At 62.3% G+C, this 23,030-nt stretch carries 21 protein-coding genes; 9 read left to right on the top strand and 12 right to left on the bottom strand.

The annotated features are described in order from the left end of the window. Positions 1-120 precede the first annotated feature (120 nt). The 9 genes from H0S73_RS22085 (at position 121) to H0S73_RS22045 (ending at position 9,616) form a co-directional block, all read left to right on the top strand. Positions 121-1,647, top strand: a complete 1,527-nt coding sequence (locus tag H0S73_RS22085) for an ABC transporter substrate-binding protein (RefSeq protein WP_181054147.1) — start codon at positions 121-123, stop codon at positions 1,645-1,647. 37 nt (positions 1,648-1,684) lie between these two features. After that, complete coding sequence (locus H0S73_RS22080; RefSeq protein WP_181054146.1) at positions 1,685-2,692, top strand: ABC transporter permease; 1,008 nt, start codon at positions 1,685-1,687, stop codon at positions 2,690-2,692. After that, on the top strand, positions 2,689-3,591 hold the full coding sequence (locus H0S73_RS22075; RefSeq protein WP_181054145.1) for an ABC transporter permease subunit: 903 nt from the start codon (positions 2,689-2,691) through the stop codon (positions 3,589-3,591). Before H0S73_RS22080 ends, H0S73_RS22075 begins: the two co-directional genes overlap by 4 nt. Before the next feature lies 1 nt (position 3,592). Continuing rightward, a complete protein-coding gene (locus H0S73_RS22070) occupies positions 3,593-4,582 on the top strand; it encodes an ABC transporter ATP-binding protein (protein WP_246389153.1) in 990 nt (329 codons plus the stop codon). Beyond that, entirely contained in the window at positions 4,579-5,577 is a 999-nt protein-coding gene (locus H0S73_RS22065; protein ID WP_181054143.1) for an ABC transporter ATP-binding protein, read from the top strand. The genes H0S73_RS22070 and H0S73_RS22065 overlap by 4 nt, the downstream gene beginning before the upstream one ends. Beyond that, positions 5,577-6,647, top strand: coding sequence for a C45 family autoproteolytic acyltransferase/hydrolase (locus tag H0S73_RS22060; RefSeq protein ID WP_181054142.1), 1,071 nt, complete (start codon positions 5,577-5,579; stop codon positions 6,645-6,647). Before H0S73_RS22065 ends, H0S73_RS22060 begins: the two co-directional genes overlap by 1 nt. Positions 6,648-6,763: 116 nt before the next feature. Continuing rightward, positions 6,764-7,747, top strand: coding sequence for a sigma 54-interacting transcriptional regulator (locus tag H0S73_RS22055; protein ID WP_181054141.1), 984 nt, complete (start codon positions 6,764-6,766; stop codon positions 7,745-7,747). 184 nt (positions 7,748-7,931) lie between these two features. Continuing rightward, on the top strand, positions 7,932-9,290 hold the full coding sequence (locus tag H0S73_RS22050; RefSeq protein WP_181054140.1) for an acyclic terpene utilization AtuA family protein: 1,359 nt from the start codon (positions 7,932-7,934) through the stop codon (positions 9,288-9,290). Between the two features lie 11 nt (positions 9,291-9,301). Continuing rightward, complete coding sequence (locus H0S73_RS22045; RefSeq protein ID WP_181054139.1) at positions 9,302-9,616, top strand: DUF4387 domain-containing protein; 315 nt, start codon at positions 9,302-9,304, stop codon at positions 9,614-9,616. 766 nt (positions 9,617-10,382) lie between these two features. Here the strand turns inward: H0S73_RS22045 and H0S73_RS22040 are convergent. From H0S73_RS22040 to H0S73_RS21985, 12 genes are all read right to left on the bottom strand, one after another. Continuing rightward, a complete protein-coding gene (locus H0S73_RS22040) occupies positions 10,383-12,788 on the bottom strand; it encodes a heavy metal translocating P-type ATPase (protein ID WP_181054138.1) in 2,406 nt (801 codons plus the stop codon). Between the two features lie 137 nt (positions 12,789-12,925). Further along, complete coding sequence (locus H0S73_RS22035) at positions 12,926-13,633, bottom strand: copper-binding protein (RefSeq protein WP_181054137.1); 708 nt, start codon at positions 13,631-13,633, stop codon at positions 12,926-12,928. A 71-nt stretch (positions 13,634-13,704) separates the two neighbouring features. Next, positions 13,705-13,995 carry a copper-binding protein gene (locus H0S73_RS22030; protein ID WP_181054136.1) on the bottom strand — a complete coding sequence of 97 codons (291 nt, stop codon included), beginning with the start codon at positions 13,993-13,995 and terminating at the stop codon, positions 13,705-13,707. A 39-nt stretch (positions 13,996-14,034) separates the two neighbouring features. Further along, positions 14,035-14,520, bottom strand: coding sequence for a cupredoxin domain-containing protein (locus H0S73_RS22025; protein ID WP_425488237.1), 486 nt, complete (start codon positions 14,518-14,520; stop codon positions 14,035-14,037). Positions 14,521-14,558: 38 nt separating this feature from the next. Further along, entirely contained in the window at positions 14,559-15,968 is a 1,410-nt protein-coding gene (locus tag H0S73_RS22020; protein ID WP_181054134.1) for a multicopper oxidase family protein, read from the bottom strand. Between the two features lie 20 nt (positions 15,969-15,988). Beyond that, the gene (locus H0S73_RS22015) at positions 15,989-17,482 is read right to left on the bottom strand and encodes a TolC family protein (protein WP_181054133.1); all 1,494 of its coding nucleotides are present in this window, start codon (positions 17,480-17,482) and stop codon (positions 15,989-15,991) included. Positions 17,483-17,557: 75 nt separating this feature from the next. Next, positions 17,558-17,815 (bottom strand): hypothetical protein, encoded by a 258-nt coding sequence (locus H0S73_RS22010; RefSeq protein ID WP_181054132.1) that lies wholly within the window; start codon positions 17,813-17,815, stop codon positions 17,558-17,560. A 202-nt stretch (positions 17,816-18,017) separates the two neighbouring features. After that, positions 18,018-18,425, bottom strand: coding sequence for a hypothetical protein (locus tag H0S73_RS22005; protein ID WP_181054131.1), 408 nt, complete (start codon positions 18,423-18,425; stop codon positions 18,018-18,020). 111 nt (positions 18,426-18,536) lie between these two features. After that, positions 18,537-18,866: a heavy-metal-associated domain-containing protein gene (locus H0S73_RS22000; protein ID WP_202049846.1), complete on the bottom strand. Its 330-nt coding sequence runs from the start codon at positions 18,864-18,866 to the stop codon at positions 18,537-18,539. A 42-nt stretch (positions 18,867-18,908) separates the two neighbouring features. Further along, the gene (cueR, locus tag H0S73_RS21995) at positions 18,909-19,385 is read right to left on the bottom strand and encodes a Cu(I)-responsive transcriptional regulator (protein ID WP_181054130.1); all 477 of its coding nucleotides are present in this window, start codon (positions 19,383-19,385) and stop codon (positions 18,909-18,911) included. Between the two features lie 27 nt (positions 19,386-19,412). Continuing rightward, complete coding sequence (locus H0S73_RS21990) at positions 19,413-20,429, bottom strand: 2Fe-2S iron-sulfur cluster-binding protein (protein ID WP_181054129.1); 1,017 nt, start codon at positions 20,427-20,429, stop codon at positions 19,413-19,415. Positions 20,430-20,440: 11 nt separating this feature from the next. Then, positions 20,441-22,972: a heavy metal translocating P-type ATPase gene (locus H0S73_RS21985; protein WP_181054128.1), complete on the bottom strand. Its 2,532-nt coding sequence runs from the start codon at positions 22,970-22,972 to the stop codon at positions 20,441-20,443. Positions 22,973-23,030 lie beyond the last annotated feature (58 nt).

Raw genomic sequence — 23,030 nt, 5'->3', positions numbered from 1 at the left:
TAAGTTGCTGATATGAATTCGGAATTATCTTTTCTTCTGACTGGCATGATTTTTGCTAACTTGGCCATGTCCGCGTAAGCATAAGCTCAGGGAACACCGAACGCGGAATGGAGAGGAAGAATGTTCAAAGCTCTCACACTCACAGCTTTCGTATTCACGACGGCGATGTCCGTTCATGCGGCTGCAAGTGAACTTCGGGTTGGATTTACCCTCGATGCACTGACACTCGATCCTGCGAACCACCGCAAGCGCGAAACGGAAACCATCATCCGGAACATCTACGATGGCCTCCTGACCCGCGATGCCAAGATGAAGGTCGTTCCGGAGCTGGCTGAATCTTGGAGGCAGGTCGATCCCCTGACTTATGACTTCACGATCCGGCAGGGGGTGACGTTCCACGACGGCTCTCCGATGAGCGCGGACGATATCGTCTTTACCTTCGAGCGCCTCACCAAGGACGGCGCCATGGGCGGGCAGACCAGCCCGCGCAAGGATCTCGTCGGCCCAGTCAAGACGATCACGAAGGTCGATGACCGGACGGTGCGGTTCACCTTGAGCGAGCCATGGCCGATTCTGCCTGCAATGCTTCCCTTCCAAGAAGTGGTGAGCAAGGCCTTTACCGAGAAGGTCGGGTCGCAGGGGCTTGCGACCCAGACCAATGGAACCGGACCCTTCAAACTGGTGGAATGGCGCAAGGGCGATTCCATCATCATGGAGCGCTTCGACGGATATTACGGCGGGGCGACCGATATCCCGCCTGTCGGCAAGGCCTGCGTCGACCGCGCCATCTTCCGCATCATTCCGGAGAACGCCTCCCGCGTCGCCGCTCTCCTCGCGGGTGAAGTCGATATCATCAACGAGCTGCCGCCTTTCGACATGAAGAAGGTGGAGGCCAATGTGAACACGAAAGTGATGAAGGTCAACGGCACGCGCACGTTCTTCGTCGCCCTGAACAACGTGAAGAAGCCCTTCGATGATCCGCGCGTGCGCCAAGCCGCCAACATGGCGATCAACAAGGCGCTCATCATCGACAAGGTCCTGCTTGGAACCGCCATTCCCCTAAACGGCGTCATGAGCCCCGATGCGTTCGGCTACAATCCCGATCTTCCCGCCTATGCTTTCGATCCGGAGAAGGCGAAGAAGCTCCTTGCAGAGGCGGGTTATCCGAATGGTGTCGACGTGACCATCGATTCGGAAGGCGCCTTCAAGGAGATGACGGAGGCCGTCGCCTCGATGCTGACGAAGGCTGGCATCCGCGCTAAGGTGAATGTGGGTGAAGGCTCGACACTTCGGGCGAAGTGGGCACCGAAGGGCGAGAAGAGCGGCGACATGTACTTCACCTCTTGGGGTAACGGCTCCCTCGATCCAGCCGATATCTTCGTGCCGACCCTGAAAACCGGAGATCGTGGCAACAGCGCGTTCTATTCCAACAAGGACGTTGATGCGCTGCTGGATGCGGCCAATGTCGAACTCGACCAGTCCAAGCGTGCCGATCTCTACAAGAAGGCGCAGGTGATCGTGAATAAGGACGTTCCGTGGATCTTCCTGTGGCTGCCGCAGGACATCTATGGTGTCTCGAAGCGCGTCAGCGGCTGGGAGCCAAGTGCGGACAGCAAGATCAACCTGCATGACGCCTGCGTGAAGTAAGCGTCGGCCTACCACCTGCTCAAGGAGAAAGAGCCCGATGAAACCGTTGGCGCTCATAGGGCGTGTCGTCCAGCTCCTGCCGGTTCTCCTCGGCGTCAGCGTCATCGTTTTCGTGATGATGGCCCTGACGCCCGGCGATCCTGTGGAGATCATGCTGGCCGACCAGCAGGCTACTCCTGAGCAGGCTCAGGTGCTCCGCCATGATATGGGACTGGACCGTCCAGCGCTGGAACGGTTCGGAATCTTTATCGGAAATGCCCTGACTGGCAATTTCGGCCTGAGCTTCTTCCACCGCCGTCCGGTCTTCGACGTCATCGCTGAACGTCTTCCCGCGACCATAGAGCTGACGCTCGCGGCGCTGCTTTTGGCTCTCGCGATCTCGATCCCTCTCGGCGTGGTGGCGGCCGTCAAGAAGAATCGCCTCGTCGACAGGCTCGCGGCGATCGGATCGCTTTTTGGCGTCTCGCTGCCGGGCTTCTGGTTCGGCATCATCCTCATCATTCTCTTCGCCGTGCAGATGCGGTGGCTGCCGGTTTCCGGGCGTATGGATTTCGCCTGCGAGGTGGCTCCGATCACCAGGCTGATGACCATCGACAGCATGTTGCGCGGACGGCCCGATTGTTTCGCCGATGCCCTGTCGCACTTGGTCCTTCCCGCGCTCACGCTGGCACTGCCCATGGCGGCCGTTCTCACCCGTGTCCAGAGGGCGGCAATGCTGGAGGTGCTGCGGTCCGACTACATCGTCTTCGCCCAGGCCAAGGGGCTCTCGCGCCGTCGGATCCTCTGGCGCCACGCCCTCAAGAACGCTTTGGTGCCCACCGTCACAGTCGCGGCCATCGAGACCGGTTCTCTCCTCGGAGGCAATATGGTGGTTGAAACCGTGTTCGGCTGGCCCGGGCTTGGCCGTCTCGTCGTCGAGAGCATCTTCGTTCGTAACTATCCCCTCGTGCAGGCAGCCGTGCTGCTCTACGCCGTCACCTACGTACTGCTGAACTTCGTCGCCGATATCCTCTATACGCTTCTCAATCCGAGGGTTCGCCTGTGAGTGCCGCCATTCAAGCACCCGCTACCGTGCCGGAGCGTGCAGAGACGCCCACATGGCAGAGTCTGAGCCGGTTCTCCGGCGATGGGTTCTCCGTATCGGCCGCAATTATCGTTCTCATCTTCGTCCTGCTGGCGCTTCTGGCGCCCTGGTTTGCGCCTCACGATCCCTACGAGACGGATCTTTTGCGCCGCCTCCAGCCTCCGGCCTGGATGGAAGGGGGGGATTGGAGCTACTTTCTCGGCTGCGATGCGCTCGGTCGAGATATCCTTTCTCGTATCATCTATGGCTCCCAGGTTTCGATCACCATAGGACTGGCCGTCGTCCTCATCGCGACCGCCATCGGGACGGTGCTCGGTCTCGCTGCGGGCTACATGCGTGGCTGGGTCGATATCGCGATCTCGCGTGTCGTGGATATTCTTCTCGGCTTTCCCTATCTCATCTTCGCCATCGCCCTGATGGCTATGATGGGCCCCGGCCTGCAGAACATCATCCTGGCGCTGGTCTATAAGGAGTGGGTCGTTCCTGCGCGCGTCGTTCGCGGCGAGGTGCTCGCTGCCCGCGAGATGGAATATGTAGAGGCTGCCCGGGCAATCGGCGCGCCGCGTCTTCACATCATGTTCCGCGAAATCCTGCCGAACATTCTCTCGCCGGTGATCGTCGTTTCCACCATCCGCATGGCGCACGTGATCATCCTGGAAGCAAGCTTGTCCTTTCTCGGCATCGGTGTTCAGCCCCCCACGGCATCGTGGGGATCGATGGTGGCGGACGGACGGGGCTTCATCCTGGATGCGTGGTGGGTCAGCACCTTCCCGGGCATCGCCATCCTCATCCTCGTCCTCTCGATCAATGTGGCAAGCCAGGGCCTTCGCGATGCTTTTGACCCGAAGTTCAGTGATTGAGATGCCGGAGCCTCTCCTCTCGATCCGCAACCTCAAGACTTGCTTTCCCACCCGCGCAGGTCTGGTAACGGCCGTCGACGGGGTCGATCTCGATCTCTATCCTGGCGAGTGCCTCGGCATCGTGGGCGAGAGCGGCTCGGGGAAGAGCGTGACCTTCGCCAGCGTCATCGGCCTCGTGCGTTCGCCGGGCTATGTTGCCGAGGGGACGATCCGCTTCGATGGCATTGATCTGAGGCATCTCGACGCTGAGAAGTGGCGGCGCCTCCGGGGTCGCGACATCTCCATGACGATGCAGGACGCGCTCACTGCGCTCAATCCGGCCCTCACGGTTGCGGAGCAGATCGAGGAGGTCCTGCTCGCCCATACCACGGATCTACCCCGGACGGGACGCCGGGAGGCCGCACGGGCACGTGCGATCGAGATGCTCCGGCTTGTCGGCATTCCAGCTCCCGACAAGCGGATTGACGATTACCCGCACCAGTTCTCGGGCGGAATGCGCCAGCGCATCATGATCGCCATCGCCCTGTCGTGCCGCCCGAAGCTACTGATCGCGGACGAGCCGACAACTGCGCTCGATGTGACGATCCAGGCGCAGGTGCTCGACCTGATCGGGGATCTTCGCCGTGAGCTCGGCATGAGCGTGGTTCTCATCACGCACGATCTCGGCGTCGTGGCCGAGCATACCGACCGGGTCGCGGTGATGTATGCTGGCCAAGTCGTCGAAACGGGTCCGACCCGCGATCTCATCAGCCTTCCCAAGCATCCTTATACCCGCGGCCTCATAGGCTTGATTCCGCGCCTATCGGATCTCGACGCCCCGATCAGGCCGATCGAGGGGCAGGTCCCGGAACTCATCGGGCTCGGCGGAATCTGCCGCTTCCATGATCGCTGCGACGACCGATTACCCCAGTGCCGGTCCGATATTCCTATGATCGATATCGGGCCCGACCGTCAAGCGCGCTGCATCCGAGCCGAGGAGTACTTCTCATGAGCGATGCGCAGCGCCACCCTCTTCTTGACGTTCGTGATCTCGAAAAGGTCTATCACCTCAACAGCGGCATCATGCAAAGGCTTGCCCGGCAGCCTGCGCTCGATCTTCGCGCCGTCGATAAGGTGAGCTTCTCTGTCCAGCCGGGCGAGACGCTTGGCCTCATCGGCGAGTCCGGCTGTGGGAAATCGACACTTGCACGGACAGTCCTGCGCTTGCACGAACCCACTGCCGGCAGCATCAGCTTCGAAGGCACCGAAATCACGAAGCTGTCGCATCGAGAGATGACAGCCCTGCGCCGCCGCATGCAGATCATCTTCCAGGACCCATATGCCTCCCTCAATCCGCGGAAATCCGTCGAGGACATCGTTGGCCTGCCCTTGTCCATCCATGGGGTTGCCCGACGTGGAGAGATCCGAGATCGCGTGGTCGCGATGCTCGAAAGCGTCGGCTTGAAAGCCGCGCATCTGGGCCGCTTCCCGCATCAGTTCTCCGGTGGCCAGCGCCAGCGTATCGGGATCGCCAGGGCCCTGATCCTCAATCCGACCTTCGTCGTGTGCGACGAGCCGGTTTCGGCTCTCGATGTTTCGATCCAGGCGCAGATCATCGCCCTCTTAGGATCGCTCAAGCGCGAGCTGGGGCTGACCTACCTGTTCATCTCGCACGACATCGGAGTCATCGGCCATGTGAGCGATCGCATTGCCGTGATGTACCTGGGCGATATCGTCGAGATGGGCCCGAGCCGCGAGGTGTTGAGGGCGCCGAAACACCCTTACACCAAGGCTCTCCTCTCGGCTGTACCGCAGATCGACGCGGCAGAGAAGCGTGAGAGGGTAAAGCTCACGGGCGATCTGCCTTCTCCCTTGGCGCCGCCTCCCGGTTGCAAGTTCCATACGCGCTGCCCCTTTGCCATCGAACCCTGCCGTCATGAGATCCCCGTTCTTCGCGATGTTGGAGGGGACATGAAGGCAGCCTGTCACCTGGTGAGTGCATCCTGATGAAAGTCGAACCTGCTTCTCCCGTTCTCCTGACCGGTGACTCCTACATGCGCGGACGGATGCAGGCTCGCTGCGGCGAGCTGCTCCGTGACGCCGTGCAAAGTGCCATCGATACGCGTCTGGCGCAGGCAGGCCCCTTATTGGAAAAGCCGTCCGTACGGGCCTTCCTCGATGAGCAGGCACGCCTGCTCGAGTTCCTCGATCCAGAATCCACAGCGGAGGTGCGCGGCATCGCGGACGGTTTTGACCGAGGCTTCGATAGCATCCTCGCCTATCTGCACCTCGGAGTTCTTGCCGACTTCGCGACGGATGGCTGCTCCGCCTGGAGTTGGGGAGCCTCACCGACGAGTAGGCCTGTCCTCGTCAAGAATCGCGATTATCGCGGCGAGCACGCCCTGCTGCAGAGGGTTTTTCTCCATCGTGATCCGGAGAGGCCGGGCAGGGCGATTCTCTGTGTCGGAAGTCTCGGCAGTCCAGGGGCATTTTCCAGCGGCTTGAACGCGCACGGCCTCGCCCTTGTGGATACCCATGTCTCGACGAGCGATCACGGTCCGGGTCTTCTGCGCTACTTCCTCATGACCCGTCTTCTTTGGAACTGCGGTTCCGTGGAAGAGGCCCTGGAACTCATCGCCGAGACCCCGCATGCCGGTGGAGGAACGATCGTCATGACGGACGCGTCGGGAGATTGCGCGGCGGTCGAACTGGGGCACAAGGCCTTTTCCATCCAGACCGGTCCCTACGTGGTGCGGACGAACCATTTCATGTCTTCGGCATGCGCTCCCTCGTGGCTCCCGGCGCCAAGCGATCCCATGGCGGTCAGCACGAGAGGGCGTTATGCTCGGATCGAGGCGTGGCTTGGAGGCCAGAACGATTGCCCGCCTCTCTCCGAGATTGCCGCTCTGATGGGATATCACGCGGAGGACGGCCGTGAGGCCTTGTGCCGCCACGGCCAGGATGGCGATGCGAGGACGATATCCTGTTCCATATTTGCACCAGCCGAGCTTCGCCTTTACTTTTCATCCCGTGAACCCTGTGCCGGCCAGTGGAGTTCCTTCGAGTGCCGGCCCTAGAGCCACTTACGGATCCATCACCGCAAGCAGCTCCGGATTCCTTTGTTTCTGTGCCTTTTTGGACGGCGAACTGGGGTCCACTTCGTCTGAGAAGGCCCTAACCTGGGTGGACCAGCGTGGCCTACGAAGCAGGCTTGATCGGCGAACATGTCTCGATTCTCGAAGTCAGGCGCCTCATTGATCGTGTCGCCAGGAGTGCGGCACGCGCCGTCCTCATCTATGGAGAAACCGGTACGGGCAAGGGTCTGATCGCCCGGCTGGTGCACCAGCAATCGCCTCGAAGATCGCAGGAGTTCATCGATGTCAACTGCGCTGCCATTCCCGATCAATTGCTCGAATCCGAGTTGTTCGGGCATGAGAAGGGGGCGTTCACCGGGGCGATTTCCCGGAAATCCGGTTTGATCGAGGCCGCAAACGGCGGGTCGATCTTCCTCGACGAAATCCGCGACATGAACCTTGTCATACAGGCGAAGTTGCTGACCGTACTCGATACGCAACGCCTGCGTCGCGTCGGAGCGATCAATCCAGTCGAGGTCGACGTACGTTTCATCGCCGCTACGAACCGAATTCTCCTGTCCGAGGTGAATGCAGGCCGGTTTCGGGAGGATCTTTACTATCGGCTGCAAGTCGTCGCCATCAATGTTCCGCCCCTACGAGAGCGGGGTGAGGACATCTTCGTGCTCACCGATCATTTTCTCCGCCGCCTCTCCAGCCGCTACGGACGCGTCATCCGGGGTCTGGACATCGATGCGGCCGATGTTTTCCGGCGGTATCGCTGGCCTGGAAACGTGCGGGAACTGGAGAACCTGCTCGAGCGCATCTTCATTCTCGAGGATGAGAATACGATCATGGTGAAGCATCTGCCCGCCCGCATCCTGCGGGACATCAAGGAGGGCGAGAAGACCGAGCAGCCACCCGAGATCAGGGAGGCGATCGCCAAGGGCAATGTCGATTACTATGAAGCGACTACGGCTTTCCAGATCAAGCTCATTCGCCACATGCTGGCGGCGACCAATGGCAGCCTGACTGAAGCGGCGACGCGCTTGGGGCTCTCGCGCCATGCCCTGCGACACCAAATGCTGAAGCTCGACATCACCTGAGCGCGCGTATCCCGCGCATCCATGCGTGGAAGCCGCAAATCCTGAAAATTCCGGGCGGTGACCTGCGTCACGGCTGCGAAAATTGTCATTGCATTACAAGACATTATCTTAGGTTTGTCTTCTTGGCATGGTGCTTGCTTAACCCTGATCGTCGCGCTGTGACGCTTACCGGAGAACGCCTATCATGCCGTCCATCAAAATCATTTGCCCGAATGGTCATTTGGGCTTTGCCCCTCTCAAGCCCGATAGCTTCCAGCGCGGCGTGGCGGCAGAGCCGGATTTCATCGCGGCGGATTCCGGGAGTGACGACATCGGCCCGGTTCCTCTTGGGACGGACACGTCCACATCGCCGGAGGCTTGGCAGCGCCAGGACCTGGAGGCCATGCTCCTGGCCGCACGCCGGATCAACGTTCCGATGATCATCGGCTCCGCTGGCGACACGGGAACGAACAGCCGGGTTGATCGGTACGTTGCTATCATCCGGGAGCTTGCGAAGAAGCACAGCCTTGCGCCTTTCAAGCTCGGCTACTTCTACTCGGAGGTTGACAGGGAGAGGGTGCGCGGGGCCATTGGAAGCGACGAGCCCGTGCTCGGCCTCGACGGACGCGATCCGCTCACGCAATCCGAACTCGACTCGACGGACCGGATCGTTGCCATGGCGGGCGTTCATCCCTACCGCAAGTTGCTGGAGGAGGGGTGCGACGTCATCATCGGGGGCCGATCGAGCGATTGTGCAATCTTTGCGGCCGCCGCTCTTCACCGCGGCACGAGCGAGGCCGATGCCTATTACCTCGGCAAGGTTCTCGAATGCGCTTCTTTCTGTGCCGAGCCCTATGGTGCGAAGGAAACCGTTCTCGGCGCGGTGAACGGCAGTGGCGTGACGGTGACGGCCATGCACCCCGATCAGCGCTGCACCATCGCGTCAGTGGCGGGACATGCGATGTATGAGCGTTCGAACCCTTACGACGAGTTCGTCGCAGGAGGGCGTCTGGACATGCGGGATTGCCATTATGAGCAGATCGATCCGCGCACGACACGCGTCACGGGGCAGCGCTTCGTTCCCGCGGAGCGGACTCGCGTCAAGCTCGAAGGCGCGGGCAAGGTCGGTGAGCGCTTCATTGGCATCGCCTCGGTTCGGGATCCCTATACCATCGCACACATCGACGAGGTCATTGCCTGGGCACAGGCGCAGGTTTTCGAGCGCTTCGGCCAATCGGGCTACGAGCTGCACTACGGCGTTTATGGCAAGAACGGCGTGATGGGAGAGCTCGAGCCCGTAAAAACACCGGCCCATGAACTCTGTATCATCGTGCAAGGCGTCGCTCCGACAGAAAAAATGGCCGAGGAAGTCTGTATGACCGGGACGCGCCAACTCTTCTATGCACGCCTGCCCGACGTGAAGGGAACGGCTGGCGGTGTCGCCTTCGTGCTGGATGAAGTCCTGAAAGCATCTCCCGCCTATCGCTGGACGGTAAACCATACGCTTGCCGTCGACGATCCGATCGAACTCTTCCCGATCCACACCGTCACGATCGGCGCTTGAGGATATTCTTCATGAAAAAGCTGTCAGACCTCGCAAAAACCATTCGCAGCAAAAATGCCGGCGTCGATAAGATCACCTTCGACATCATCTTCACTGACCGGAACATCTACGAGCAGGTCCTGCGGAGTAAGGTGCTCACGCCAACGGCAGTGGCGAAGCTCTATAGAATCGAGGAAAGCCGCATCGCCGATTTCGTCGAATACGATCCGGCCTGCGCCATTAAGTTCACGATCTTCCGGCGCCGCCCGAGCGGGAGCGCGGGAGACTCAGATATTTTCGGGGCACAGCAATATGCTCCGCTTCTAGATGTGGAGGTCAACATTTAAAGTAATCTGGTTCGATTGATCGCGCGCATTGCCTTCCGCGCAACAACTGGATTGGGTCCATAAGGCAATGAAGGGAACAGCGTGTCGCTATCGCTGAAGCCTGCTGGCCGGGAGGTTGACGCCGTCAGACACGAAAGCGGAGCGCTTCCAGCATGCCGCTAAGGCAAGGGGCATTCGGCCAGCCCGAGTTCGTCCAAGGCGGTGCGCCGTGCCAGTTCCAAACTGTTGCCCACTAATGAGCCTCGACGCGCACGCTAGTTTCGCGGCCGGTTTCTCGGATTCCTGGGGAATTATCTTCCCCGCGTCATGCATTGCATGGTGATGCGGCGATGGCCGTTAGGGCCTTCGCGGTCGTTCGGCACCGGGCAACGCTTGAAGTAGCCCGGAGTGTCGATGATCGCTTGCCGAATTTGCGCAGCGCCGAAGAGAATCTGAGTCGGCCGTGGTGATGTCTATGGGCTCGGTGTGAACAGATGCATCGTGGCTCGTATGATACGTCAAAAGATGAACACAGGGCATCCAGGAGAAGTATAAGAATCCAACCTAAAGACGCAATGATGAGCACTACCAACAAGCTATCCAGTAATGGCACAGACGGGCTTATAAGTCATTCATTTCCGTGTATCCTGAGCGATTCTACCAAACCTTAGGCCCTTGATGCCAGCCCGCCGTAACCGATCCTTGGAGATGGCTGGACAACGGCGAGCTGCTTGTCCAGCCAGAATGCTAGAGTGTCAGGCGCAGCTTTGAGTGGGCGCCCCATGGTTTAGAGCCTCACGGTCCGCAGGCGGATGGCATTGCCGATTACACTCACCGACGATAATGCCATGGCGGCTGCCGCGATGATCGGCGACAGCAGGATGCCAAAAAATGGGTAGAGAACGCCAGCCGCGACGGGTACACCAAGCGCATTGTAGATGAAAGCAAAGAACAGGTTCTGGCGGATGTTGCGCATTGTCGCCTGAGACAAACGCCGCGCCCGTACGATCCCCGTCAGGTCGCCCTTGAGCAGTGTAATGCCTGCGCTCTCCATCGCGACATCGGTGCCGGTCCCCATCGCAATGCCGACATCCGCCGCGGCAAGAGCCGGTGCATCGTTAACGCCGTCGCCAGCCATGGCGACCACGCGTCCGGCAGCCTTATAGCGCTGAACCACTGCGCTTTTCTGGTCAGGCAGAACCTCCGCTTCCACGTCGTCAATTCCGAGCCGGCGGGCGACCGCCTTAGCTGTCGTCCAGTTGTCGCCAGTGAGCATCACCACCCGAATGCCCTCGTCTCTCAGGCCGGCCAGGGCCTCCGGCGTCGACGTCTTGACCGGGTCGGCGATGGCGATGGCGCCTGCCACACGCCCGTCTATGCTGGCGAAGATTGCCGTGGCGCCGTCCTCACGCAACTTGTCCGCCTGTTCCGCTAAGGGAGAGACGTCAATGTCATGTTCGGCCAGGAATGTCTTGTTGCCAAGCACGATGCGCTTGCCTTCTACCGTTCCGAGGGCACCCTTGCCCGTCGGTGAGTCAAAATCGCTGACTTGAGCGATTGCAATGTTCCTCTTCTCGGCGGCGGCCACGATGGCGATGGCGAGCGGATGCTCGCTTGCGCGTTCGACGCTGGCGGAAAAGCGCAGAACTTCCTCTTCGGTGAAGCCTGAAGCTGGCGCGATTGCCGTGACGGACGGCTTGCCTTCTGTGAGCGTTCCAGTTTTGTCGACGACCAGTGTGTCGACCTTCTCCATATGCTCCAGCGCTTCGGCATTCTTGATCAATACGCCTGCCTGAGCGCCCCGCCCGACGCCGACCATAATCGACATCGGCGTCGCAAGACCCAGTGCGCACGGGCAGGCGATGATCAGGACCGCCACGGCGGCGACGAGGCCGTAAGAGAAACGCGGATCCGGTCCCAATATCGCCCAGGCACCGAAGGCCAGGATGGATACCACGATTACGGCCGGCACGAAGTAACCGGAGACTTGATCAGCCAGGCGCTGGATCGGCGCGCGACTGCGCTGGGCTTCCGCTACAAGTTGCACGATCTGCGACAGCATGGTGTCGCGGCCGATCTTTTGGGCCTCGATGACAAGCGCGCCGGACTGGTTCATCGTACCACCGATCACTGTGGCACCCATCTCTTTGGTCACCGGCATCGACTCTCCGGTAACCATGGATTCATCGACAGCACTGCGCCCTTCTATCACGGCGCCATCAACGGGGATCTTCTCGCCGGGGCGTATACGCAAACGGTCGCTGACTTGCACGGTGTCAAGCTGGACCTCTTGCTCCGAGCCGTCCGGCATGATCTTGCGGGCCGTCTTGGGCGCGAGGTCGAGCAGGGCGCGGATTGCGCCGCTTGTACTCTCTCGGGCGCGTAATTCGAGCACCTGCCCGAGTAGGACGAGAACCGTAATCACGGACGCCGCCTCGAAATAGACCGCCACTGCGCCGTCAGGGCCTTGGAAGGCTGCCGGAAAGACGTTGGGCGCGAGCGTGGCGACCATGCTGTAGATCCAGGCTATCCCAGTGCCCATTGCGATCAACGTGAACATATTCAGGCTGCGCGTAGCGAGAGAGTGCCAGCCGCGGACAAAGAAGGGCCAGCCCGCCCAGAGCACGATTGGGGTGCCGAGAAGCATCTGAATCCCGTTGGAGGTCTGCTGGCTGATGTAATGGCTCAAGCCCGTGAGGTGGCCGCCCATCTCAAGGGCCACCACGGGGAGTGACAGGATAAGGCTGATCCAGAAGCGGCGCCTCATGTCGATGAGTTCGTGGCTTGGGCCTGTCTCGGCAGTGGTGAGGACAGGTTCGAGCGCCATGCCGCAGATTGGACAGGAGCCGGGTTCGGCCTGGCGGATCTGGGGATGCATCGGGCAAGTATAGATCGTGCCTTCGAGGATTGCTTCCGCCTTCATCGCAGGTTGTGGCGAGATATATCCGGCAGGCTCGGCCATGAACTTCGATTGGCAGCCCGCGGAGCAGAAGTGATACAGCTTGCCTTGGTACTGGGCCCGGTGCTTGGTTTCATTCGGATCGACCACCATCCCGCAGACCGGATCCTTCACCTTTCGGGCATCCGCCGCTGGATCGGGATGATGACGGTGTTGAGTATGGTCGCCATGGGCATGGAGAGCATGATGATGCCCATCGTGGGACTGGCGGTCGACAGTATGCTTATCGGACATGGCTCACCTCGCCTGATACGTTGCGGTGAATGCTCGAGCTTCCTATCGTGGGAAGGTCAAGTCGCTCCAAACATCGGATGATCGGCGGCTGCTCATTGCGGCGTTAATTCAAGGCAACGCATGGCCGCGGATCCTGGTCATCTCTGCTTCTGGATCCTGACGACACTGATCTGGCCGTTCACGCGGTCGGCCTGGAACTGCACCTTGTTGCCTTCCTTAACGCCCTGGAGGAGGGCAGGATCCTGGACGCGGAACACCATCGTCATGGCGTCCATGTTCAGATTAGGGATCGCCCCATGGTCGATCGTGACCTTTCCCGCTGCCGCGTCAACTTTCTCCACCATTCCGGATACCATCGGCAAGTCTTTCGATGCCGGCTGCGCCGTGGGCTGTGCCGGAGCCGCGGCTTGAAGCTGTGATTCAGGCGTTGGTGCTGCCGTTCCATCGAGCGGTCCGGATCCGTGCGGCGGCTGATCAAGTCGTGCCCGGTAGTCGGGCCGACGGTTACGGACCTGCCATTCCTTCAGTTCGCTGATCTGTTTCTGCTGCTCGTCGACGAATTTCTGCGCAAGGCGGCGGAGCTGCTCATCCGCGCCATGCTCCAACTGGGTTCGGGCGAGAAAGATCAGATCCTCATGATGGGCAATCGCGAGCGCCGCGAAATCCTTGTCGGGGTCGCCGCTGAGCTTCATGTCCTTGAAGCGGTCGTCCATGACCTCGCGGACACGTTCGTAGGCCGCCGGCGTCCCCCTGGCGGGCTGAGCCTGCGAGGCATCGGTACTTCCAGCGATGGTTACGGTAGCCATGGCTCCGACAGCAATGAGGGGGGCAATCAAGCGTTTCATGAGGTTCTCCCGAAATGAGCGGTTCGCCCCGCACCTGTAATGCTGAACATCTGTGCGGGGCGGCTCGGACCTTACTTGCCCTTCTTGATCGAAGTGACGGAGAGCTGGCCGTTCACGCGGTCGGCCGTGAACTGAACCTTGTCGCCGGCTCTCATGTCCTTCAGCAGGGCTGCATCCTGCACGCGGAACACCATGGTCATGGCTTCCATGTCGAGGTTCTTGATCGGACCATGGTCGATCGTGATCTTGTTCTGTGCGGTGTCGACCTTCTCTACCGTGCCGGAGACAAGCGGCAGGTTCTGCGCGAAAGCCATGCCGGAGAGGCTCAGGGCTGCGATCAGACTGATATTGATACGCTTCATTTTAAGACTCCTATCTTGGGGTGTGAGGAAAGAGCACCGTCACTTGACGACGACGGTGCCGTGCATGCCGGACTCGTAGTGGCCCGGGATCAGGCAGGCGAATTCGAAGGTTCCGGATTTGGTGAAGCGCCAGACGATCTCGTTGGATCCCTTCGGCGCGAGCCGCTTCCCATTCGGGTCGTCGTGCTCCATGTCCGGGTTCTTCTCCATGGCGATCTTGTGCTTGGCGTTGCGTTCGACCGTGTCGAGCATGAACTCGTGATCGACCGATCCCTGGTTCCTGAGCACGAACCTCACTTGCTCACCGCGCTTGATCTCGACCTTGTTGGGATCAAACAGCATCCTGGCGTCCTCGAGCTCCTTCATGGCGACCTCGATGGTGCGGGCGACGGGCTTCCTCGGATCGCCCGGTTCACCGGTCGCGAAGGACTTGTGACTGTGGCCGGCCTCGCCAGGCTCGGCCAGTGTCAGCGTGGTTGAGAGGGCCAGCGCCACAGCGGTGGTCATGAGAGTGGATGGGCGCATCTTCATCGATTGCTCCTTCGGAGTCGGTCCCTGTGGGATCAGTGATTGCTATGGCCGCCTGAGGTCCGGGCGGGCCGTTTCCGTGGATCGACGGCGCGGAACTCCGCAGCCTTCACGCCACTGTCGGACGGTGTCGCACGGGCCGGTTCGGCAAGTTTCCCGCCCGTCCATTCGTACGCGACAGTACCCTCCGGGTGTTTGTACCAGCCCGGATCCTTGTAATCGTCGGCCGCCAAGCCGGGGCGCACCTTCACGACCGAGAACATGCCGCCCATCTCGACGGGACCGAACTGGGCAAAGCCCGTCATCATCGGCAGGGTGTTGTCGGGCAAAGGCATCTCCATCGAGCCCATCTCGCCCATCCCGGTTGAGCCCATAGGCATGTAGCCGGGCGCAACCTTCTTGATGGCGGGCGCGGTTTTCTTCATGTTGACGCCGATGTAGGTCTTCACGTCATGGCCCATGGCGTTCATCGTGTGGTGCGACTTGTGGCAGTGGATCGCCCAGTCGCCCGGCGCGTCGGCCACGAACTCGAAGGCGCGCATCTGGCCGACCGCCACGTCGACGGAAACCTCGGGCCATTGCGCCGTCTCCGGCACCCAGCCGCCGTCCGTGCCCGTTACCTTGAAGTCGTAGCCGTGCATGTGGATCGGGTGGTTGGTCATGGTCAGGTTGCCGAACCGGATACGAACCTTGTCGCCCTGACGCACCACGAGCGGGTCGATGCCAGGGAACACGCGCGTGTTCCAGCACCAGAGATTGAAGTCCGTCATCTCGTTGACCCGGGGCACGTACGAGCCGGCCTCGATATCGAAGGCGTTGAGCAGGAACACGAAGTCGCGGTCGACGCGGCGCTCGACCGGATCTCGCGGATGCACGACGAAGAAGCCCATCATGCCCATTGCCATCTGTACCATCTCGTCCGAGTGCGGGTGATACATGAAGGTGCCGGACTTCTGGCAGATGAACTCGTACACGAAGGTCTTGCCCGGTGGGATGTGCGGCTGGGTCAGGCCGCCTACCCCGTCCATGCCGTTGGGCAGGAGTTGGCCGTGCCAGTGCACCGCCGTGTTCTCCGGTAGCTTGTTGGTGACGAAGATGCGGACCTTGTCGCCCTGCACCGCCTCGATGGTCGGTCCCGGCGACTGACCGTTGTAGCCCCACAGGTGCGCCTTCATGCCGGGTGCCATCTCGCGCACGACGGGCTCGGCGACGAGATGGAACTCCTTCCAATCGCCGCTCTGCCGCCAGGGCAAGGTCCAGCCGTTGAGGGTGACGACCGGCTGATAGTCCGGTCCGCTCTTCGGATAAAGCGGCGGCTGCATCGTGGCTTCGGTCATGGTAGGCGCCTCGGGCAGGCTCGCCGCCTGCGTGCGCCCGCTGACCATGGTGGCTCCGGCGAGGGCCAATCCCCCGGCGCCGAGGAAACCTCTTCGCGATACGGTCATTGGATAACTCCTCTCGATGTTCAGTGTCCGCCGGCGGCAGCTTCCCCACCGGCCGCAGCCGTAGTCGTTTCGCCTCCGCTTGCGCCACCGCCGGCCAGACCGCCGACCAGGGCGGCCTTAAGGTCGGTGGCGGCGATCCAGAAGTCGCGGCGGGCGTTGATGGCGTCGACGTTGCTCAAGATGCGGGTGCGGGCGTCGATGATGAGCTGGCTCACATCGACAAGCATGCCGCTGTACTGGAGCAGGGCCTCGTCTTGGATCCTCTTCTGCAGGGGCAGGACCCGGCTCTGATAGTGGCGGGCAAGGTCGTGCTTGCCTCGGTAAACCACGTAGGCTTCGCGCGCCTCGGACCGGACGTTGACCGCTCGCTCCGCCAACCGGTTCGCTGCGGCCATGTAGGCTTCCTGGGCACCCCGCCGGGTCGACTCGCCGAAGTCAAAGATCGGGATCGTGAAGGAGGCCTCGATCCCCCTGATCCGGGTCTTCTCTTTCTCGACCTCGACCTGACCTTCCTGGTTGATGACCTTGTTCTTTCCGAAGTTCGATCCCTCGACCAGCTCGATGTCGCTGACGACGCTGTTGACGACGTCAAGGCTGTACTGTCCCGCGACGGCGTTCAGGTCGTTGCGCATGGCCTGCAGGTCCACGCGCCGGGACAAGGCTTCGCTCTCGACGTCCTTCAGGCTCGCCAGCCGGGACGGCAGCGATGGCAGGCTGCCCGGCAGGCTGAAGTCGATGTCTCGGCCCCACAGGCCGAGCTGACGGATCAGGCGCTCGCGCTCGACCTTCTGGTCGATGCGAGCTTGGGCCAATTGGGCCCCGATCTCCTGGTAGAAGGCATGTTCGCGGGCCTGCTCCAGCTTGTTGAGGGCGCCGGTCTCACCGAGCTGCTTGGCCAGCTCGGAAGCCGTCTCCGCCGTGACGAGCGCCTGCTGCATGAAGGCGACCCGCTGGTTCGCGGCAATGGCCCGGTAGTACTGGCGCCGTGCCTCGGCGCCGAGGCTCAACACGGCCTCGGCCGTCCGGAACTGGGCGGCGCGGAACTGCTGCTGGGCCACAGCCGAGCGCTGCGGCAGGGTCGCGAGCTCGAACAATCCTATCAGAAGCTGCCGCTCGACCTCGAAGGACGCGCCGCCCAGAAGGCCGCTTCGTCCCAGGACGACTCGCGGCGAGGGGGGCAGACTGGCCTGAACGTAGGTGGCCTCGGACACGCCGAGGTCATTGAAGGCCGCCTGCAGACCCCTGTTCTTCAGGAATGCGATCTGGACGGCCGCGTCCGGCGTGAGCGGGCGCCGCAGAAGCTCCTCGACCCGCTGCTGAGCCCCTATGGCCTCGGCCTCGTTCGTGATCTTACCGACATCCTTGTTGAGTTCGGTGTAGGCGACCGTCTGCGCGACAGAGAGCCCTGCGTCCTGTGAGAAGGACACGCAGCCGCCCAGGAAGATCGTGGCGGCCACGCTGGCAAGCAGCTTAAGTCGCGGCCTTGCCCGGCTACTGCCCCCGTTGTGTTTCATCGCGTTATTGTCCTTGCGCGTGCCCTGCCGTGCTGTCGCTGTGCCGGCGGGTGAAACTAGTGTGTGTGTCATCGCCTAGCGTCCCCGTCGCGCGGCGTCGTCCGAGTCGCCCCGCTCGGGATCGCCCTGCGGGCCGACGCGCCGGTTCAGTTCGCGCCAGTCAAGGGGCTCGACGACGTCGTAACCGCGGATGCCGGCGGTGACGGAGGAGTAGGCCGGGGGGCGAGTGCCGACGGCAGGATCGGCCGCCGACACGAGGTAGGAGGGGTGGTGGGAAGGCACGCAGGCAGCCAAGCCCAGACCGAGCGCCGGCAGGGAAAAGAGTCTGATCATGGGATCTATCTCCGGGCGGACCTCCCCCAACGCTGTTCAGAGACAAGGCGAGGTGCTTGGTGGACCCTGAGTCCATCCATCACGAGCCTGACGGTCTGATCGCGTTCTGGGAAAAGTGACCGGTTCGAGCTTCAGGACGGTCGCAGCTGGCTCTCAGGAGCAGGCGCGCCGGTTCGTGCGGACTTGATCGCCCGCGTCTGAATCAGACGATTCGCGGTGGCCTGTCGGGGCCCCCGGGGATGGTGCCCTCCACCTGCTCGTCGCCTTCCATAAGGATGGTCACGGCCGACCCGAAGGGTAAAGGGATCACGGGCGCGGCGAAAACCTGGACGGCATGACAGGCGCCCATGTTGCAGCACTCGGTGCCGGTGCCCTTTTGGAAACCTGAGACGGGAGGATCGCAGTCCGCTTGAGCAGACGCGCGATCATGAAGCATGGATTGGCCGCCATGGCCCATCTCCGTGCTCGCGCGCACATGGTTCCCATGGCTGTCGATGGATGTCGAGACGGCATATTGACCTGTCGGTGCGCGCCCGTGCGGCGCGGAGATCGTGAGGATCCCCGCGGCGATGGCAAACAGAGCAGCGATGATGAGGCCCGTCAGGCGCAAAGAAAGTCTCCGTTCGTCAGATTCGAATTTGTGTCATGAAGGAACCAGTTCGGCAAGACAGCCCCGAAGGATATGCAGCTTTCCGGTCGCCTCGCCCGTGTTGTCCGTCGATCAAGCGGATTCGGAAGGCGTGTACCCGGCTTCCGTGACAATGGCCTTCACAGCCGACAGGTTGACCGTGCCCCGGATCGTCACCAGCTTCGAAGAGGGGTCCGCATCGACCTGTGTTCCAGGCAACGCCGACTCAACTGCCTTCTTGACCGTGCCGGCGCAATGGCCGCAGGTCATGTCATCGACCCGCAGCGTCAGATCGGCATTCTTTATCTGCTTCATCTGCACGGGCTCCGTGATTTCATGGGTTGAGCAGCCGCACATCTCTTGTTCCTCCTGCCGGGGTGTTGGCGAATCGAATGCTGCGGCTTCCAACGGTGGTAAGGTCAAGCGCAGAAATCTCTGCCCTCATCCGGGCGATCCTCGGGCGGCTCAGATCGCGGTCTTCGCCCGGTTCGCAGATTGTAGGCCTGTCGTCCCGAAGCGCGGCTTGAGTCGCGGATTGACTGCATGAAGACCGTTACTATCCGCCAGTCCTTCGATGATCGGGCAGTCGGGCCGCTCGTTACCGTGGCAGCTCTTCGCGAGATGCCGGAGCGTGGAGGCCATTTCCTGCAACTCACGCGCTTTCGTTTCCAGAAGAGCGACATGTTCGAGGGCTATACGCTTCACGTCCGTGCTTGCCCGCTGCCGATCCCGCCATAACGACACCAATTCGGTAATCTGCTCCACGGAGAAGCCAAGGTCTCGAGCTCTTCGGATGAAGCCTAGGGTGTTAACGTCGTTGTTCGAGTACACGCGATATCCGGCAGCGGTCCGAGCGGTCTTCGCGATCAGTCCGATGGATTCATAATAGCGGATCATTTTGGCGGATACGCCCGACGACTCGGCGGCTTGTCCGATGTTCATGGCACATTTCCTGGCAGCAATGTCTGATTAGGCGGCAGGCACTGAATCGGGTGTAAAGAAAACGTCGGCATGTATGTCGTCGACTCGCAAGCCCCGTTCGGCGAGAACGGCGCCGACCGCCTCCACCATGGCGGGTGGGCCCGCTACATAGGCCTTCCATCCATCACAATCGGCAAGGTCCTGTACCATCGCCTCCGACACGAGCCCGATGCGGCGAACCGTCGGACCTGATGGAGCCGACAGAACCGGGATGAAGCGAACATTGGCATGGCTGAGTTCGAACTTCGCGAACAGGTCGAGCTGGTATAAATCCTTTTCGGTCCGAGCTCCGAAGTAGATCTTGATCGGTTGTCGCATGCCGCGCGACAGGGCTGTCTCGACAATTGATTGGATCGGCGCCAGACCGGACCCGCCCGCCACGCAGACGATAGGACCCGTATGTCGTTCTCGCAGATACGAACTGCCGAACGGCCCCTCCACGCGCACGATGTCGCCGACATCTGCGGAGGTTGCGATATGAGAACTGGCTCGCCCCTCCGGCACACGGCGAATGTGGAACTCGATCTCTTCAACTTTCGGATGGCTCGCCATTGAATAGTCTCGCGCCGGAGCGCCAGGGAAAGTCAACCGCGCATATTGTCCGGCCGAGAAACTGAAAGTGCCGTCCTCGGCAGTCATGCGGATCCGCTTTATGTCATGGGTTGCATCCACGATGTCGATGATGCGCGCCTTGAGATCGACGACCGGATGCACAACAGAATCTGCGTCGTCCTGAAGCCACAGCACTTCTCCCGATGTAACCGGAACGGCGCGGCAGGCGAGGATCAGGCCCTGTTGGCGCTCCTGCTCCGTCAGAGCGAAAGGCGTATGCGGTAGCAACTCGACTTCACCTTCGACGAGACGCGACTTGCAGGCACCGCAGCGCCCGGAGCGGCAACCATGAGGGTAGGCGATACCCGCATCGAGAGCGGAAGCGAGGATTGTCTGGCCATCACTAGGCGATACGGTTCGGTTCGCTGAACGAATGTGAATGGAATGACCCATCGCCGATCCTCTTAAGCGGCTGCGGCAGCTGGGACGGAAGCCGCAGGTGAGCCCGTTTCCGTAGCGATGGGCGCTTTGAAGCCGCGCAGGCGCAGGGCGTTGCCGAGGACGAAGACGCTGGACAGCGCCATGGCGCCGGCGGCGACCATCGGCGAGAGCAGGGTGCCGTCCAGCGGATAGAGCACGCCCGCCGCGACCGGGATCAGCAGCACGTTGTAGGCGAAGGCCCAGAACAGGTTCTGCCGGATGTTGCGGATCGTCGCCTTCGAGAGCGCGATGGCGTTCACGACGCCGCGCACGTCGCCCGACATGAGCACCACGTCGGCGCTCTCGATGGCGATGTCCGTGCCCGTGCCGATGGCGAGGCCGATATCCGCCTCCGCCAGAGCCGGCGCGTCGTTGATGCCGTCGCCCACGAAGGCGATCGAGCCGTGCGCCCGGCGCAGGCGCTTGACCACCTCGACCTTGCCGTCGGGCAGAACCTCCGCCACCACCTCGTCGATCCCGATCCGCCGCGCGATGGCCTCGGCGGTCCTGCGGTTGTCGCCGGTGATCATCGCGACCTTGAGCCCGAGCGCATGCAGCGCCGCGATCGCCTCCGGCGTCGTCGCCTTGACCGGACCGGCCCCCGCCACGATGGCCGCGAGCCGGCCGTCGAGGGCGGCATAGAGCGGGCTCTTGCCCTCGAGGCCGAGCCGGGTGGCGGCCGGCATGAACTCAGCCGTGTCGTAGCCGAGCCTCGCCATGAAGCGGTCCGCCCCCACCTCCACCTTGCGTCCCTCGACCAGGGCCGAGACGCCGAAGCCCGGCACGGCCTCGAAGCCGTCGGGCGACGAGAGAGGCAGGCCGCGCCGCTCGGCCGCCGCCACGATGGCCTGCGCGATCGGATGCTCGGAGCGGCTCTCGACAGCGGCGACCAGCCCCAGCACCTCGGCCTCGGAGAAGCCGGGAGCCGTGACGAAGTCGGTCAGCGCGGGGCGGCCCTGGGTCAGGGTGCCGGTCTTGTCGAGCGCGACGACGCCGACCTCCTTGAGGCTCTGCAGGGCCTCGCCCTGGCGGAACAGCACCCCGAGCTCCGCCGCCCGGCCGGTGCCGACCATGATCGAGGTCGGGGTCGCCAGGCCCATGGCGCAGGGGCAGGCGATGATCAGCACGGCGACCGCATTGACCAGCGCGAAGGTGAGGGCCGGGTCGGGGCCGAAGACAAGCCAGACCAGGAAGGTGAGGGCGGCCGCGGCCATGACGGCGGGCACGAACCAGGCGGTCACCCGGTCCACGAGGGCCTGGATCGGGAGCTTCGAGCCTTGCGCCTGCTCGACCATGCGGATGATCTGGGCCAGCACCGTGTCGGCGCCGATGCGGGTGGCCTGGAAGGTGAAGCTGCCGGTGCGGTTGACGGTGCCGCCGACCACTTCCTGGCCGGCTGCTTTCTCGACGGGAAGGGGCTCGCCCGTGATCATGGATTCATCCACATAGGACGATCCGTCCACGACGATGCCGTCGACCGGGATCCGCTCGCCGGGCCGGACCTGGACGAGGTCACCGGCCTCGACCCGGTCGAGGGGGACCTCCCGGGCCGCGCCGTCGCGCAGCACCCGGGCGGTCTTCGCCTGCAGGCCCATGAGGCGCTTGATCGCTTCCGACGTGCGGCCCTTGGCCTTGGCTTCGAGAAAGCGGCCGAGCAGGATCAGGGTCACGATCACGGCCGCCGCCTCGTAATAGACGTTCACCGTGCCCTCAGGCAGGCGTGTGGACGCGAAGGTCGCAATGAGGGAGTATCCGTAGGCCGACAGCGTTCCCAGGGCGACGAGCGAGTTCATGTCGGGGCCAAGGCGCACGAGGGCCGGAAGGCCTTTGAGGTAGAAGCGCAAGCCTGGGCCGAACAGCACCAGGGTCGTGAGAGCGAACTGCAGATACCAGCTCTCCCGGTGTCCCATCGTGTCCATGACCCAGTCGTGGATCGCCGGGACGAAGTGGGAGCCCATTTCCAGGACAAAGACAGGCAGCGTCAGAACGGCGGATAAAACGAGCGAACGCCGCAGAGAGGCCAGTTCGGCCTCCCGAGCCTCGCGCTCCCGGTCAGCCTGGCCCCCCTCCCGCTGGACCGGCTTGGCCTCGTAGCCGGTCTGCTCGACGGCGCCGATCAGGCGGCTCACGATAGCCCCGCTGCCGAGATAGCGGACGGCAGCCCGCTCGGTCGCGAGATTGACGGAGGCTCCCACCACGCCGGGTACGCGCGTGAGCGCCTTCTCGACCCGGTTGACGCAGGAGGCGCAGGTCATGCCGTCGATCTTCAGTTCGACCGTGCTCTCGGACGGCTCGTAGCCCACGGCCCGGATCGCCTCCGCGACCGCCGCGGGATCGGCTCCGGACGGGGCGAACTCCACATGCGCCCGCTCCGTCGCCAGATTGACGTTCGCGGCCGTGACGCCCTCCACGGCGCGGATCGCCTTCTCGACACGTCCCACGCATGACGCGCAGGTCATGCCGTGGATCGGAATGTCAATTGCTACAATCGGTGCAGTCGATGTCTCGCCCACCATCCCAGGTCTCCTTGATCCATCAATCGACAGACGGCTTAATTCTTCCAACGATGGTAAG

The organism is Microvirga mediterraneensis, assembly GCF_013520865.1.
Taxonomy (GTDB): Bacteria; Pseudomonadota; Alphaproteobacteria; order Rhizobiales; family Beijerinckiaceae; genus Microvirga; species Microvirga mediterraneensis.
This window is presented reverse-complemented; position numbering and strand designations above follow the sequence as displayed.